The sequence below is a fragment of the Pseudomonas trivialis genome (assembly GCF_036864995.1).
Classification (GTDB): Bacteria; Pseudomonadota; Gammaproteobacteria; order Pseudomonadales; family Pseudomonadaceae; genus Aquipseudomonas; species Aquipseudomonas trivialis.
Map to the genome: position 1 here is coordinate 856,756 of NZ_CP142151.1, position 13,901 is coordinate 870,656.

General features: G+C 63.8%; 9 protein-coding genes. 5 read left to right on the forward strand and 4 right to left on the reverse strand.

Annotation, left to right across the window (positions count from 1 at the left end; genetic code table 11):
* Nucleotides 1-124 precede the first annotated feature (124 nt).
* Nucleotides 125-562, forward strand: coding sequence for a hypothetical protein (locus VRB54_RS03670; RefSeq protein WP_338479574.1), 438 nt, complete (start codon nt 125-127; stop codon nt 560-562).
* Here VRB54_RS03670 and VRB54_RS03675 read toward each other — a convergent pair.
* A complete protein-coding gene (locus tag VRB54_RS03675; protein WP_338479575.1) occupies nt 509-1,285 on the reverse strand; it encodes a TatD family hydrolase in 777 nt (258 codons plus the stop codon). The genes VRB54_RS03670 and VRB54_RS03675 overlap by 54 nt on opposite strands.
* Before the next feature lie 2 nt (nt 1,286-1,287).
* The gene (gene cra, locus VRB54_RS03680) at nt 1,288-2,280 is read right to left on the reverse strand and encodes a catabolite repressor/activator (protein ID WP_338479576.1); all 993 of its coding nucleotides are present in this window, start codon (nt 2,278-2,280) and stop codon (nt 1,288-1,290) included.
* Between the two features lie 294 nt (nt 2,281-2,574).
* Here cra and ptsP point away from each other — a divergent pair, with 294 nt between their 5' ends.
* From ptsP to VRB54_RS03700, 4 genes are all read left to right on the forward strand, one after another.
* Complete coding sequence (ptsP, locus tag VRB54_RS03685; protein WP_338479577.1) at nt 2,575-5,433, forward strand: phosphoenolpyruvate--protein phosphotransferase; 2,859 nt, start codon at nt 2,575-2,577, stop codon at nt 5,431-5,433.
* A complete protein-coding gene (pfkB, locus tag VRB54_RS03690) occupies nt 5,434-6,354 on the forward strand; it encodes a 1-phosphofructokinase (protein WP_338479578.1) in 921 nt (306 codons plus the stop codon). It abuts the gene before it with no gap.
* Nucleotides 6,355-6,365: 11 nt separating this feature from the next.
* The gene (locus tag VRB54_RS03695) at nt 6,366-8,072 is read left to right on the forward strand and encodes a PTS fructose-like transporter subunit IIB (RefSeq protein ID WP_338479579.1); all 1,707 of its coding nucleotides are present in this window, start codon (nt 6,366-6,368) and stop codon (nt 8,070-8,072) included.
* 188 nt (nt 8,073-8,260) lie between these two features.
* On the forward strand, nt 8,261-9,817 hold the full coding sequence (locus tag VRB54_RS03700; protein ID WP_338479580.1) for an alkaline phosphatase D family protein: 1,557 nt from the start codon (nt 8,261-8,263) through the stop codon (nt 9,815-9,817).
* A gap of 132 nt (nt 9,818-9,949) precedes the next feature.
* On the opposite strand, the gene VRB54_RS03705 is transcribed toward VRB54_RS03700, so the two are convergent.
* Together VRB54_RS03705 and VRB54_RS03710 are read right to left on the reverse strand one after the other, a co-directional pair.
* Entirely contained in the window at nt 9,950-12,475 is a 2,526-nt protein-coding gene (locus tag VRB54_RS03705) for a sulfite reductase flavoprotein subunit alpha (RefSeq protein ID WP_338479581.1), read from the reverse strand.
* Between the two features lie 126 nt (nt 12,476-12,601).
* Complete coding sequence (locus tag VRB54_RS03710) at nt 12,602-13,765, reverse strand: type III PLP-dependent enzyme (RefSeq protein WP_338479582.1); 1,164 nt, start codon at nt 13,763-13,765, stop codon at nt 12,602-12,604.
* Nucleotides 13,766-13,901 lie beyond the last annotated feature (136 nt).

Sequence of the window (13,901 nt, forward strand, 5' to 3'; positions counted from 1 at the left end):
GAGGGTTGTAAGTTCTTTCGCTGGATGTTGTGGTGTATATCCTGATTTCTTCAGGTGGCGCTTTTGGCGACGTGGATGAGTGAGAATTTATATCATTCACTTACGTTCCAATGGAGGCACGACGATGACCGCTGCAATCGGCATCAAGGGGCACTGCGCCCATTGCGACATCACCTTTGAACTCAAGCCCTGGCAAATCAATGCCATCGCCATTCAAGAGCCCTTCGACTGCCCGTACTGCCAGCGCATACTGCAATTGAGTTGCCCCAGGCAGTTGCGCCGGTTCAAGGCCCTGGACCACTGGGTGCTGGTGCGGCCGGGCATGATTGTGCTGACCAGCGCCACGCTGATCGCGGCGCTGGTGGCGCAGTGGGTCGGGTTCATCGGTCTCATCGAGCAACTGAACCTGTCGTTGGGCGTGGTGCTGGTGCATTTTCTGGTGTTGCGTTATGTCCGTCACCGGCAGCGGATGATCCTGGAACTGCAAGTGGTCAGCCCGGCCCACGTGCTACCAATTGAACAGCTCGCGCGCATTGCGTGTGCTCGTCTCAGCCAGCGCTAGGGGGCTGATGCCCATACGCTCGGCCAGGGCCGTGCAGATGGCGGGCAAGTGCTGCGGGCTGTTGCGCTGGCCCGGGTACATGGCCGGCGCCATGTCGGGCGAGTCTGTCTCGAGCACCACGGCCTCCAGCGGCAGTTGAGCGAGCACCCGGTGCATGCGCAGGGCCTGGGGCCAGGTGGCGGCGCCACCCAGGCCCAGTTTGAAACCCAACCTGATGTATTCGCGGGCTTCCTCCAGGCTGCCGGCAAACGCGTGGATGATGCCGCCCCTTGGGAGGCGGATGCGCTTGAGCGTGGCGATGACGGCGGCATGGCTGCGGCGCACATGCACCAGCGCCGGCAACTGGAAGTCCACCGCCAACTTCAACTGGGCTTCGAACAGCGATTGCTGGCGCTCACGGTCCAGCGCCTGAATAAAGTAATCCAGGCCAATCTCGCCCACGGCGCACAGTTGCCGATGACCGTGCAGGCGCGTCAGCCAGTCGCCCAGTTCAGTCAGGTCGGCGGGTCGGTGTTGCTCGAGGTATACCGGGTGCAGCCCAAAAGCGGCGAACAGGCCGGCATCGGCTTGCACCATATCCCACACACGCTGCCAGTTCTGCTGATACACCCCGAGCACCACCATGCGCTGCACGCCAAGCTGTCGGCTATGGGCAAGGACGTCACGGCGGTCGCCGTCGAAGTCCGGAAAGTCCAGGTGGGTGTGGGTGTCGATCAGCTCCACGCTCAGGCCTCGATGATGCGCTGCTTGAAGGTGCGGCCAATGGCGTGCACGCCGGGCTGGTAGTGTTCCTCTTCGATGGCGGCCAGGGCCAGGCGCAGCGCCGCGTCGGCAATCAGCTGATGTTGCTGGGCCATGGCGTTGACCGGCAGCGGCAGGAAGTCCAGCAGTTGCGTGTCACCAAAGGTGCCCAGGCGCAACGGTTGCGACTTGAGCGGGTAATCGTGCAGTGCATCGAACACGCCTTGCAGCAGCACGTAGGACGTCGTCACCAGCGCGTCAGGCAAATGCCCCAGGCGTTGCAATTGCTCCATCAACTGTCGGCCGCATTCACGGCTGAAGGCCTCGCCCTGTTCGATGATCACGTCGCCGGTAAAGCCTTGCAGTGCCTGGCGAAAACCCGCGGCGCGTTCCTGGCTGATGCTCAGCTCGGGCCGCGCGCCGATCAGCGCGATCTGACCGGGCAGCGGTCGCAGCAGGCTGCTGGTCAGTTGCTGGCACGCCTGGCGGTCGTCGCTGACCACCGAACAGAACTGCTCGGCCTCCATGACCCGGTCAATGGCGATCACGGACAGGCCCTTGGCTTGCAGCTCGCGGTAGCTGTCATCGCTGGCCGGCAGGCAACTGGCGACGAACAGCGCATCGCAGCGCCGCGCGCGGAACAGTTGCAGCAACTGGCGCTCGCTGTCGGCGTCATCGTCGGAGCTGGCGATCAGCAACTGATAGCCACGCGCCCGCGCGCCTTGTTCCAGCAGCTTGGCGATGCGTGCGTAACTGGGGTTTTCCAGGTCGGGCAGGATAAAGCCCAAAGTGCGCGTGTGCCGGCTGCGCAAGCCGGCGGCCTGGGGGTTAGGAGTAAAGCCATGGGCCTCGACCACGGCACGCACCCGCTCGACCGTTGCACTGCTGATGCGCTGCTGTGCGGCCTTGCCGTTGATGACGTAGCTGGCGGTGGTCACGGACACACCGGCCAGGCGTGCGATATCGCTGAGTTTCAAAGCGGGATTTCCTTGTTTTTTGGAGCTTGCCCCGACATTTTGTCCAATCGTAACCGATTCCGGCATGCGACTAATGTCCAAGCTCAAGTGCCGAGTGGTCCTTCAAGCTTGCGCAATTAACGCGTAATCTGCCATAAATTCTAGATTAAACGTTTCAGCCAGCGTATTTTTACGACGTTCGCGACTGACTGGCTACTGCCAATTGACCATCAGCCGTTTGGTTCATAAACACGCTTACACTGTTTTATTCAAAACAATACCTAGTGCGTTGCGCGCACTAACTAGGAGATCGGCATGCTTGAGCTCACTGTAGAGCAGATATCCATGGGCCAGGTGGCTGTGGATAAATCTGCTGCCTTGCAACTGCTCGCTGACACACTGGTGACCGACGGCCTGGTCGCCGAGGGTTACCTCAGTGGCCTGCAGGCCCGTGAAGCCCAAGGCTCGACCTTCCTCGGCCAGGGCATCGCCATTCCCCACGGCACCCCGGAAACCCGCGATCAGGTATTTTCCACCGGCGTGCGCCTGCTTCAGTTCCCCGAAGGGGTGGATTGGGGCGACGGCCAGATCGTCTACCTGGCGATCGGCATTGCCGCCAAGTCCGATGAACACCTGCGCCTGTTGCAACTCTTGACCCGCGCCCTCGGTGAAACCGACCTGGGCCAGGCGCTGCGCCGCGCCGAAAGCGCCGAAGCGCTGTTGAAACTGCTGCAAGGCGCGCCGCAGGAACTGGCGCTGGACGCCCAGATGATCAGCCTGGGCGTGTCCGCCGATGATTTTGAAGAACTCGTATGGCGCGGCGCCCGTCTGCTGCGCCAGGCCGACTGCGTGAGCAATGGTTTCGCCGCCGTGCTGCAGCAGGTCGAGGCGCTGCCTCTGGGCGATGGCCTGTGGTGGCTGCACAGCGAGCAAACGGTGAAGCGTCCGGGCCTGGCATTTGTCACCCCGGACAAACCCATGCGCTACCTCGGCCAGCCGCTCAATGGCCTGTTCTGCCTGGCGAGCCTGGGCGAAGCGCATCAGGCCTTGCTCGAACGCCTGTGCGCCTTGTTGATCGAAGGACGCGGCCAGGAATTGGGGCGCGCCACCAGCAGTCGCGCGGTGCTCGAAGTGCTCGGCGGCGAACTGCCGCCAGACTGGCCCAGTGCGCGCATCACCCTGGCCAACGCCCACGGCCTGCACGCGCGCCCGGCGAAGATCCTTGCGCAATTGGCGAAAAGCTTTGACGGCGATATTCGCCTGCGCATCGTCGATGGGGCGGTGGGCGCCGTGTCGGCAAAAAGCTTGAGCAAGCTGCTCAGCCTCGGCGCGCGTCGCGGCCAGGTGCTGGAATTTGTCGCCGAACCAGGCATTGCCGGCGACGCGTTGCCGGCCTTGCTGGCCGCCGTCGAGCAGGGCCTTGGCGAAGACGTCGAACCGCTGCCGACCGTGAGCGCCAAACCCGCAATGGTCGATATCGAGCCGGTGATCAGCGCACCTGTTGCCGGCAGTCAGAGCCAGGCCATCGCCGCCGCGCCGGGCATCGCCATCGGTCCTGCGCATATTCAAGTGCAACAGGTGTTTGATTACCCGTTGCGCGGCGAGTCCTGCGCCATCGAGCGCCAGCGCCTGCAGGACGCGCTGGCCGATGTGCGCAGCGATATTCAGGGCCTGATCGAGCGCAGCCAGGCCAAGGCGATTCGCGAGATTTTCATCACCCACCAGGAAATGCTCGACGACCCGGAACTCACCGACGACGTCGACACCCGCCTCAAGCAAGGCGAAAGCGCGCAGGCGGCGTGGATGAGCGTGATCGAAAGCGCCGCAAAACAACAGGAGTCGCTGCAGGACGCCTTGCTCGCCGAGCGCGCCGCCGACCTGCGTGACATCGGCCGCCGTGTGCTGGCGCAACTGTGCGGCGTCGAAAGCGCCCAGGAGCCGAGCGAGCCTTACATTCTGGTGATGGACGAGGTCGGCCCTTCGGACGTCGCACGTCTGGACCCGACTCGCGTGGCCGGCATCCTCACCGCCCGCGGTGGCGCCACGGCCCATAGCGCCATCGTCGCCCGTGCCCTCGGGATTCCCGCGTTGGTCGGCGCCGGGCCGGCCGTGTTGCTGCTGGCTGCCGGCACGCCGTTGCTGCTTGATGGCCAGCGCGGCCGCCTGCATGTCGACCCCGATGCCGCCACGCTGCAGCGTGCCACCGTGGAGCGCGACACCCGCGAGCAACGCCTGCAAGCCGCCTCGGCCCAGCGCCACGAGCCGGCCTGCACGCGCGACGGCCATTCGGTGGAAGTGTTCGCCAATATCGGCGAAAGCGCCGGCGTGGCCAGCGCGGTGGAGCAGGGCGCCGAAGGCATCGGCCTGCTGCGCACCGAGCTGATTTTCATGGCCCACTCCCAGGCCCCGGACGAAGCCACCCAGGAAGCTGAATACCGCCGCGTGCTGGATGGCCTCGACGGTCGCCCGCTGGTGGTGCGCACCCTGGATGTGGGCGGCGATAAACCCCTGCCGTATTGGCCCATTGCCCAGGAAGAAAACCCCTTCCTCGGCGTGCGCGGCATCCGTCTGACCCTGCAACGCCCGCAGATCATGGAAGCGCAACTGCGCGCCCTGTTGCGTTCGGCGGACAACCGCCCGCTGCGCATCATGTTCCCCATGGTTGGCAGCGTCGATGAGTGGCGCGCGGCCCGCGACATGACCGAGCGCCTGCGCCTGGAAATCCCGGTGGCCGACTTGCAGTTGGGCATCATGATCGAAGTGCCGTCGGCCGCGCTGCTGGCACCGGTACTCGCCAAAGAAGTCGACTTCTTCAGCGTCGGCACCAACGACCTCACCCAGTACACCCTGGCCATCGACCGTGGCCACCCGACGTTGTCCGCCCAGGCCGATGGTCTGCACCCGGCCGTTTTGCAACTGATCGACATCACCGTGCGCGCGGCCCATACCCATGGCAAATGGGTGGGTGTGTGCGGCGAGCTGGCCGCCGACCCGCTGGCCGTGCCGGTACTGGTGGGCCTGGGGGTGGACGAGTTGAGCGTGTCGGCCCGCAGCATTCCTGAAGTGAAAGCGCGGGTGCGTGAATTCAGCCTGAGCGAGGCCCAGAGCCTGGCGCAAAAAGCATTGGCGGTGGGTTCGCCCGCCGAAGTGCGAGCCCTTGTGGAGGCCGTGTAAATGGCGAAGATTTTGACCCTGACGCTGAACCCGGCGCTGGACCTCACGGTACGTCTGCCGCGCCTGGAACCGGGGGAGGTCAACCGCAGCGAAAACATGCTCACACACGCGGCGGGCAAGGGCCTGAACGTTGCCCAGGTGCTCGCCGACCTGGGGCACCAGTTGAGCGTGAGCGGCTTTCTCGGCGACGCCAACCCGCAGGCTTTCGATGCGCTGATCGCCCACCGTGGGTTTGGCGACGCATTCGTGCGCGTGCCGGGCGAAACCCGCAGCAATATCAAGATTGCCGAACACGACGGCCGCGTCACTGACATCAATGCCCCGGGGCCGCTGGTGAGTGAGCAGGCGCAAGCGCAACTGCTTGAGCTGCTGACAGAGATCGGCCCCCGGTTCGACGCGGTAGTGGTCGCCGGCAGCTTGCCGCGCGGCGTCAGCCCGCAGTGGTTTCAGGCCTTGCTGGAAACGCTCAAGGCGCAAGGCTTGAAAGTCGCTCTGGACACCAGCGGCGAAGCCCTGCGCGCAGGCCTCCAGGCCGGGCCATGGCTGGTCAAGCCCAATACCGAAGAGCTGGCCGAAGCCCTGGGCAATGCCCCGGATGCCATCAGCCGTTTGCAGCAGATGGGCGTGGAGCATGTGGTGGTTTCCGACGGTGCTGCGGGCGTGAGCTGGTACAGCCCCGCTGCAACCCTGCACGCCACGCCGCCCAAGGTGACGGTGGCGAGTACCGTGGGCGCCGGCGATTCGCTGCTGGCCGGCATGCTCCACGGCCTGCTCAATGGCGATACGCCGGAGCAGACCCTGGGCCGCGCCACGGCAATTGCCGCGATGGCGGTGACGCAGGTCGGTTTCGGCATCGGCGACCACGCACAGCTGGACATTTTGCAGAGCGGCGTCCAAGTGCGCGCGCTGACAGAACAATAAGAGGGTTTGTCATGAAATTAGCCATTGTTACCGCCTGCCCGAACGGCATGGTCACCAGTGTGCTGTGCGCCCGCTTGCTGGACGCCGCCGCGCAGCGCCAGGGGTGGAGCACCAGCGTCGAAGTGATCGATGTGCAGCACCCTGAACGTCAGTTGTCCGAAGCGATCCTCAACGATGCCGAGTGGGTGTTGCTGGTCAGCAGCACGCCGGTGGACATGCAACGGTTCATCGGCAAGCGGGTGTTCCAGAGCACGCCGGCCCAGGCGCTGGCCGATGTCGAGGCGGTATTGCGCCGTGGGGCCGAGGAGGCCCAGGTGTACGTCGCCACGCAGGAAGCGGCCAGTCAGGCGCCGCGTATCGTCGCGATCACCGCCTGCCCAACGGGCGTGGCGCACACCTTCATGGCCGCCGAAGCCTTGCAGCAGACGGCCAAGCGCCTGGGTTACGATTTGCAGGTGGAGACCCAGGGCTCGGTCGGCGCACGTACACCTTTGAGCCCGCAGGCCATCGCCGAGGCAGACGTGGTGTTGCTGGCGGCCGATATCGAAGTCGCCACCGAGCGCTTCGCCGGCAAGAAGATCTACCGCTGCGGCACCGGCATCGCCCTCAAGCAATCGGAAGCGACCCTCAACAAGGCGCTGGCCGAAGGTGCGGTGGAAAGCGCCGCCAGCGGCGCGGTGGCCAGGCAGGAAAAAACCGGGGTCTACAAGCACCTGCTTACCGGGGTGTCGTTCATGTTGCCGATGGTGGTGGCGGGCGGCTTGTTGATCGCCTTGTCCTTCGTATTCGGCATCCATGCCTTCGAAGAAAAGGGCACCCTGGCGGCGGCTCTCAAGAGCGTCGGCGACCAGGCTTTCATGCTGATGGTGCCGTTGCTCGCAGGCTATATCGCCTACTCGATTGCCGACCGTCCCGGCATCGCGCCCGGCATGATCGGCGGCCTGTTGGCCGGCACCCTGGGGGCGGGATTCATCGGCGGGATTTTCGCCGGTTTCCTCGCCGGTTACTGCGTCAAGCTGATCACCCGTGCGGTGAAGCTGCCCCAGAGCCTGGAGGCGCTCAAGCCGATCCTGATCATTCCGCTGCTGGCGAGTCTGTTCACCGGTCTGGCGATGATTTACCTGGTGGGCCCGCCCGTGGCGCGACTGCTGACCGGCCTCACGGACTTTCTTAGCACCATGGGCACCACCAACGCCGTGCTGCTCGGCATCCTGCTGGGCGGCATGATGTGCGTCGACCTGGGCGGCCCGATCAACAAGGCCGCGTATGCGTTCTCGGTCGGCCTGCTGGCGGCTTCCAGCGGTGCACCGATGGCCGCGACCATGGCCGCCGGTATGGTGCCACCGATTGGCATGGGCATCGCCACCTTCCTGGCGCGGCGCAAGTTTGCCCAGACCGAGCGCGAGGCCGGCAAGGCGGCGATGATTCTAGGCATGTGTTTCATCTCTGAAGGCGCGATTCCCTTCGCGGCCAAGGACCCGCTGCGGGTGATCCCGGCCAGCATCGCCGGCGGCGCGTTGACCGGTGCACTGTCGATGTACTTCGGCTGCAAACTGGCCGCGCCCCATGGCGGGTTGTTTGTGCTGATCATTCCGAATGCGATGAATCACGCGCTGCTGTATTTGCTGGCGATTGTGGCCGGCAGTGTGGTGACCGGTGTCGTGTATGCGCTGATCAAACGCCCGGAGGCGGTTGAGCTGGCAGTCGCGCCCGCCTAGAAGAGCGGCAGGTAAGCTTTATGTGGGAGGGGGCTTGCTCCCGATGGCGGTCTATCAGTCAATGAATATCTGACTGACCCACCGCCATCGGGAGCAAGCCCCTCCCACATTTAATGCTTTATTGGCTGTAAGGTCGGTGTCATATCGGCATGGTTTAGTGGCCTCTTTGATACCCAGAGGGCACCCGCATGAGCCACTTCGATCTCGGCCGTCGCCGCGTGATGCAAGTCGTCGGCGCCGGCCTGTTGTTGCCTGGCCTGGCCCCGGCGGTGATCGCGTCGGTCAAGGACCGGCCGCAGCTCACCGACGGTGTGCAGTCCGGCGACCTGCTGGGCGACCGCGCGATGATCTGGAGCCGCAGCGACCGCCCTGCGCGCATGGTGGTGGAGTGGGACACCCGCAGCGTGTTCAGCAACCCGCGCCGGTTTGTCTCGCCGCTGGCCGACAGCCGCAGCGACTTCACCGCCCGCGTCGAACTCACCGGCCTGCCGGTCGACCAGGCGATTTTCTACCGCGTGCATTTCGAGGACGCCCAGAGCGGCGTCGCCAGCGAACCGTGGTTTGGCCACCTGCGCAGCGTGCCGCAGCAACGCCGCGACATTCGCTTTGTGTGGAGCGGCGACACCGTCGGCCAAGGCTTCGGCATCAACCCGGACATCGGCGGCATGCGCATCTACGAGGCCATGCGCCTGCGCCTGCCGGACTTCTTTATCCACAGCGGCGACACCATCTACGCCGACGGCCCGGTACCGGCGCAGCTGCCCACCGAAGGCGGCCGCATCTGGCGCAACCTCACCACCGAGTCCAAGAGCAAGGTTGCCGAAACCCTCGACGACTATCGCGGCAATTATCGCTACAACCTGCTGGACGAAAACGTGCGGCGCTTTAACGCTGAGGTGCCGCAGATCTGGCAGTGGGACGACCACGAAGTGGTGAACAACTGGTCGCCCGGCAAGCAGCTCGACGAGCGTTACAAGGTCAAGGACATCAACACCCTGGTCGGCCGTGCACGCCAGGCCTGGCTGGAATATTCGCCGATGCGCAGGCAGGGCGCCGATGCCGGCGGGCGGATTTATCGCAAACTCGCCTACGGCCCGTTGCTGGACGTGTTCGTGCTCGACATGCGCAGCTATCGCGGCCCCAATGATGACAACCTGGGCGGTGAAAAGCCCTTTCTCGGGCGTGAACAACTGGACTGGCTCAAGCGCGAACTCAAGGCCTCGACGGCCCAGTGGAAAGTCATTGCCGCCGACATGCCCATCGGCCTTGGCGTGCCCGACGGCGAAGTCAGCCCCGGCGTGCCGCGTTGGGAGGCCATCGCCAACAACGACTCGGGCCCGGCGCAGGGCCGTGAACTGGAAATCGCCGAACTGCTCGGGTTTCTGCGGACGCAGCAGGTGCGCAACCATGTGTGGCTGACGGCGGATGTGCACTATTGCGCCGCGCATCATTACCACCCGGACCGCGCGGCGTTTCAGGATTTTGATCCGTTCTGGGAGTTTGTCGCCGGGCCCTTGAATGCGGGGAGTTTTGGGCCTAATCCACTGGACAAGACCTTTGGCCCCGAGGTGGTGTTCGAGAAGGCGCCGCCAGCGCAGAACACCTCGCCGTTTGCCGGGTTTCAGTTTTTTGGTGAGGTGCAGATTGATGGGCAGACAGGGGAGTTGACGGTGGTTTTGCGGGATCTGGATGGGGTTTCTGTGTTTGAGCAGAGGTTGCAGCCTGCGTTCGGTCAGCGTGGTTGACGGGGCGCTGAGATCAAGATCAAAAACCGAAGCAAGGCAGATCAAAAGCAGTGTGATATCCATCAGACCAATGCAGATCCAAATGTGGGAGGGGGCTTGCTCCCTCCCACATTTTGCACAGCGTTCGGCACATCAATACACGTCCCGCCGATAACGCCCTTGCTCAATCAACCGCTCCACGGCCTCACTGCCCAGTATGTCCGCCAGCGCCTGATCCACCCCCGTCGCCATCCCTTGCAAACTCCCGCACACATAGATCGCTGCACCCTCGGCCAGCCATTTGCGCAGCACGTCGGCCGATTCGCGCAAACGGTCCTGCACGTAGATTTTTTCCGCCTGGTCGCGGGAAAACGCCAGGTCCAGTAGCGCCAGGTCACCACTGGCCAGCCAGCCTTGAAGCTCGTTCTGGCAGAGGAAGTCATGCTGGCGCGTGCGTTCGCCAAACAACAGCCAGTTGCGCTGCTGGCCCTCGGCAATGCGCGCTTTGAGCAAGCTGCGCAGGCCGGCGAGGCCGGTGCCGTTGCCCAGCAGGATCAGCGGCACCGGTACGTCGGGCAGGTGGAAGCCGCTGTTGCGGCGCAGACGCAGGCGGATTGCCGAGCCGATGACGGCGTGTTCGGTGAGCCAGCCGGAACCCAGGCCCAGGCTGCCGTCGGCGTGGCGTTCCTGGCGCACGATCAGTTCGAGTACACCGTCGCTGGCAATCGAGGCGATGGAATACTCGCGCATGCCCAGCGGCACCAGTGCGTCCACCAGCGCCTGGGCGTGCAGGCCGACCATGTGCGCAAGGTTGGCCGGCAACTGGCGTGTGGCCAGCGCTTGGGCGAGTGGTTGCGGCAGGCCGTCGATCAGCACCTCTGCGCTGCCGTTCAGGCCCAGGCCCTGGAGAAACTGTTCGATGGCGTCCTGGCCATTGCACGGCAGAATTTCCACCAGGTCACCGGCCAGCCATTCGTGGGGCGACGCTGAGGTCAAACCCAGCAGGTACACCGGCGCGCTCGCGCTGTCGCGGCTCAGCAGCGTGCGCTGGCTCAGCGTCCACTGTTCATACTGCGCCACCGGCCAGGCCGCTGGTGGCGCCTGGCCGGTGAGTTGGCCCAGTTGTTGTTGCCAGTCGAGCAGGGCGGCAGTGTCGCCGCTGTCGACTTCCACCGGGGCGAACAGCGGGTTGCCGCCCTGTTGGGTCAGCCAGAACTGCAGGCGCCGCGCAAAGCCGCAGAAGTGTGGGTACTGGCGATCACCCAAGGCCAGCACGGCGTAGTTCAAGCCTGTGAGGGACACATCCTGGCCCAGCACGCTGCGCTCGAAACCACGGGCGTTGTCGGGGGCTTCGCCATCGCCGAAGGTGCTGATCACGAACAGTGCGTTTTGCGCCTGGCTCAACTCATCCTGGCTGAGACTGCCCAGGGGCTGCACATTCACCGGCAGGCCGGCGGACTGCAGTTGCCCGGCGGTCTGCCAGGCCAGTTGTTCGGCAAAGCCGCTCTGACTGGCGAAGCCTATCAGCCAGGCCGGTGCCTGGCTGTGATTGGTCGCAAGGCCGCTGCGGGCCTTGTGCACCTGGCGTTTTTTGCGGCGGCGGTCGAGGTACAGCAGCCAGCCGGTGATGAAGAATAACGGCATGCACAGCGCGCTGACGGTGAGGATGACCCGCCCCACGACGCCGAAGTAGCTGCCGGTGTGCAGCGCATAAATGCTGGTGAGCAGCTGCGACTTGAGGCTTTTGCCAGCGTAGCGGTCATGGGATTTGACCTCGCCGGTGGCCGGGTCGAGATTGATCTGGTTCAGTGCGCGGTCATGGGACGCGTTGCGCAGCAGGTAATACACGATGGCCGGCTGCCCGGCGACGGTCGGCATGCGAATGTTGTAGGCGCTCAAGCCGGGGCCGGCGTTGCTGTAGATGCTGCTCCAGATCGCGTTGTAATCGGCCACAGGCAGGGCGTCTGCAGGCGCCGGGTTACGCGTGCGTACCCGTTCGTTTTGCGGCGCGTCGGACAGCAGTTGGGTCAGGCCCTTGTTGTACCAGTCGTAGGACCAGTACAGGCCGGTGAGCGCCGAGAACAGATAGAACAGCAGGCACCAGGTGCCGAACACCGAGTGCAGGTCCCAGTTGAAGCTGCGGCCCTTTTTGCGCCAGTCCAGGGTCAGCCAGGCGCGCCAGTTCGTCACCTGGCGCGGCCAGCGCAGGTAGAGGCCGGACAGGCAAAAGAACAGCAGGATCAGCGTGCAGGCGCCGGTGATCTGCCGCCCGGTCTCACCCATGGCGAGGAAACGGTGCACTTGCAGGATAAAGCCGAACAGCTCCTGGCCCACCGCGTCGCCCATGTAGTCGCCGGTGTAAGGGTCGAAGTAGCGCATCTGGCCACGTCGCTCACCCGGTGGCGCGCTGAAGAACACACGTGCCGCGTTGCCGCTGTCGCTTTCCACCCACAGCATCGACACGGTCTTGCCTTCGGTGGCCTCCAGCTTGCGCACCAGCTCGGCGGGTGGCAGCACGCCGGCTTCGCGTTTTTCGACCGTCAATACGCTGGGGTTGAGCGCCCTGAGTATTTCATCCTGAAACGACACCGCTGCCCCGGTAATCCCCATCAGGGCCAGTACCAGCCCGGCCGTGATGCCGAAAAACCAGTGCAACTGGAACAGGGTTTTCTTCAACACGTCGTACGGCCTCGCAGAGCTGGATAGGGATTGACGGCGCGTAGTATGCCGTGGGTTGTCGAGAAACATTCCTTTTTACATGCAAAAAGCCCACGACAAGGCGTGGGCTTTTTGATCGGGCAGAGGTTACACGTAGAACGATTTCAACGGCGGAAAGCCGTTGAACTCAACCGCGCTGTAGCTGGTGGTGTAGGCGCCGGTTGACAGCCAGTACAGGCGATCACCGATGGCCAGGTTCAGCGGCAGGCCGTACTTGTAGTTTTCGTACATGATGTCGGCGCTGTCGCAGGTGGGGCCGGCGATGACCACTTCTTCCATCTCGCCTTTCTTCTCGGTCCAGATCGGGAACTTGATGGCTTCGTCCATGGTTTCGATCAGGCCGGAGAATTTGCCCACGTCGGTGTACACCCAACGCTCGACGGCGGTGCGCGATTTACGTGCCACCAGTACCACTTCGCTGACCAGGATGCCGGCGTTGGCGATCAGCGAACGGCCGGGTTCGAGGATGATCTCCGGCAGTTCGTCGCCGAAGTCTTCCTTGAGGAAGCGGATGATTTCTTCGGCGTAGGTTTCCAGGCTGTTGGTGCGGGTGATGTAGTTGGCCGGGAAGCCGCCGCCCATGTTGATCAGCTTGAGGTGGATGCCGTCTTCTTCCTTCAGGCGCTCGAAGATCACTTTGACCTTGGCGATGGCCGCGTCCCACACGCTGATGTCGCGCTGCTGCGAACCGACGTGGAAGGAGATGCCGTAAGGCACAAGGCCCAGGTCACGGGCGAGGATCAGCAGGTCCATGGCCATGTCGGTCTGGCAGCCGAATTTGCGCGACAAAGGCCAGTCGGCCGTGGTCGAGCCCTCGGTGAGGATGCGCACGTACACTTTCGAGCCCGGTGCGGCCTTGGCGATGTTGCGCAGGTCGGCTTCGGAGTCGGTGGAGAACAGGCGCACGCCTTTCTCGTAGAAGTAGCGAATGTCTTTGGATTTCTTGATGGTGTTGCCGTAGCTGATACGGTCGGCGCTGACGCCGCGGTCCATGACCTTGTCCAGCTCGTAGATCGAGGCGATATCGAAGCTCGAGCCCTTGTCTTTCAACAGGTCGATGATCTCGACGGCAGGGTTGGCCTTGACGGCGTAATAGACTTTGGCGAATTCGAAACCGGCGCGCAGGTCATCGTAGACCTGGCTGATCATCGCGGTGTCGATCACCACGAACGGGGTTTCCTGTTTGTCGGCGAACGCCTTCATTTTGTCAAAGGTGGCGCGCGCGAAATAATCTTCGACGTTGATCGACATGCTGGGAACTCCTAAGGGCAAACTGATTTGAGCAATGGGTGCAAATGAACGTCCTCCGTATCCCCACTTTGGTTCGCCTACTTCCCAAGGCATGTCGCCGAAAGCAAAAAGGCCATGGGATTTACGCTTCCCTTGG